2 protein-coding genes are annotated in these 2,559 nt (G+C 38.5%); both read right to left on the minus strand.

The features are described 5' to 3' along the window. On the minus strand, positions 1 to 1,847 hold a 1,847-nt coding region (locus tag BM305_RS18630; protein WP_143099231.1), incomplete at its 3' end, for a pectate lyase family protein. Positions 1,848 to 1,908: 61 nt separating this feature from the next. After that, positions 1,909 to 2,559: cellulose binding domain-containing protein (locus BM305_RS18635; protein ID WP_272481976.1), on the minus strand; the 651-nt coding region annotated here is incomplete at its 5' end.

A 2,559-nucleotide genomic window follows, 5' to 3' on the forward strand; every position in this document is an offset into this window, starting at 1 on the left:
CTGGAAGCTCCCCACTGCTGTACATTTGTACTATTGGCTGCTGTTCCGCCAGCGACATCCATATAGAGTCCGCTGTTTACATTTTTAATCATGTACAGCCCCTCTTCTACCGTTGCAGCAGATGGAGCTGGGGTTACCACTGGAGTAGGCGTTACAGTTGTCGTTGTTCCGTAAGATATTGCCGCCCATTTTGCCGCTGTTAAGCTGATTTTACTAGCACCCGCCTTTGATTTTATGACAGACTTAACCTCATTTAAAGGTAATGCATAATAAGAATAAGGAAGACTTTCACTGTAGCCATAAGTAAATGAAAATGCAGTACTAGGTGGATTTGATTTGCTCATGTTTTGTGAACCTACAATGGATGATGACCATGCCCACTTACCAATTGTAGATTTATCATGCCAGGTAAATCCGCTTGTAAATAAATTGCTTCCGTTATTATCCCAACTGCTTCCTGTATACGTGGAACCACTTCTTGTTGTAACCTGGGAATTTACAATAAGAGAATGATTGTATGCATTCGCAAAAAGCGTATCCCATGGAGCGGACATGCTTCCTGTGTCATCGCCCTGCATTTCAGAACCAATAATCGGAGAATCCACATAATTATATACACAGGTATCTGCTCCAATGCTGGCTCCATTTCTTGCATCAATTCCACGGCTTATGTTGTAAGCTCCATACTGTGTAAATGCACTATTCCCATAATGAAGAGTTAAATGAGAGGAATTATCAAAATAACAATTTACTAAGTGTCCTTTTCCCTGACGTATCATTGGCATACGCTGTCCTAGATTTATATAATAACAATATGCCATTGTCAGCTCAAGTCTTTGATTGCCATCTAATGTTACCTTTCCATTGCTGTCAACGTAATTTACATAATCCTTATCACCCGATCCAACTAAATGACATTTAGAATGAAACGCTTCATATGCCATAATCTGAGACTTCGTAGCACCAGCCTTACGCAATTTATAATAACGGCTTGTTGAACTTAAACTGCCACTATTATATTTTTGTTCCATGTAAGTAACAGACTGATAAATAGCACTGCTTGTACCTGGATTTTCTGATGCTTCTAGTCCAAACTTACACCAGGATAATGTAACACCAGAAGAACCATTTTCAATATCCAGCATACCATCTGCTGCAATGGCAAAGCTACAATGATCAATCCACACATCATTGGCTCCATTTATCTTAATGAAAGTCCAGCCAACCTCTTTATGTAAACCAGTGTCATCAAATTGATACATACCATCAAACGAAAGATTACGAAATACAATATCACTGCTAGAACTTTGTAATTTAAATTCTACATGATTAATCGTACTTCCATTAGTGGAAAATATGGTAAGACCATTTGTATTACTAATATTTAATTTGGAAACACCGCTGGTCTGCATAACAGGATTTGTAAATCCATACGTTGGATTTCCATACTTTGAAACAAATGAGTATTTTGTGACTTCGCTGCTAGAAAGACCAAGTTCCAGATACCCTAAGTTCAAATTGTTTTGAACCTCAATCAGTTTTACAGTACCACTTTGTGCAGCTAATATAGCATTGAGGAATGCTCTTTCTGTGGACACCTTTACATGATAAGAGGTATTAACATATTTGCTTCTGTCTTGTATTCCACCAGCCGCAAATCCTGTAACGGACATAAAATTATCGTTATAACTGCTAAAGGTACGTACTGTTCCAGGAATTTGAGAAATTGCCACACTAGCCGCTGTTACTTCATTATTTTTTTGAATTGCGTTGTCAGGAACTGCGGTTCCGACTAATACCGCAGCCATCAGAATGACAATTGCCTTTTTAAACTTTTTATTGAGCATTTTCGTTCTCCTTCTATTCATTAATAACTTTTACCCATTTATAACTTACTCCTATATTTTCTTATGGATTAACACCACTAATTACTGCCCCATCATAATATACTACTACTTTATTTGCATTCTGGTAGGAATAATCATTGCTCTGTACATAATTTGACCAGTCTGTATGAGCAATTCTTGAACCTAATTTTAATGTTGCAGATGTATTTAGTACGGCTGATGATGTAAAGCTGTATTCCAAATAACAGTCTGCTGTTGCAGTGGTCTGACTCATCTTCACGATCTTAGCACTGGCATTTGCAGCAATATTTACATACCATGGGTCTGCCTGATATTGTATAGCAACACTATCTAACCAGGTAGTTTGTTCTACACTGCTGTCAGACGTATAGTAATAACGGATTTTTAATTTTGATAAATCATAAGCAGCCGTTCCTTGTCCACTTAATTCAATGGCAACAGATACTGTATTTGTTGATGTGGAATCACTGTTTGTCACTTTAAGAGAAACGTTTCCTGTAGCAGCTGTTGGTGTTGGCGTTACCACTGGTGTAGCTGTTACCACTGGTGTAGCCGTTACCACTGGTGTCGCTGTTACTACTGGTGTTGGTGTTACCACTGGCGTTGGCGTTACTACTGGCGTTGGCGTAGCTAATGTTACCTTTTCCAATGTCCATTTCTGGTTAGCACTGCCTGTATACTGGTAAAGCTG

The sequence above is a fragment of the Anaeromicropila populeti genome, from assembly GCF_900112775.1.
In the GTDB taxonomy this organism is placed as follows: domain Bacteria; phylum Bacillota; class Clostridia; order Lachnospirales; family Lachnospiraceae; genus Anaeromicropila_A; species Anaeromicropila_A populeti.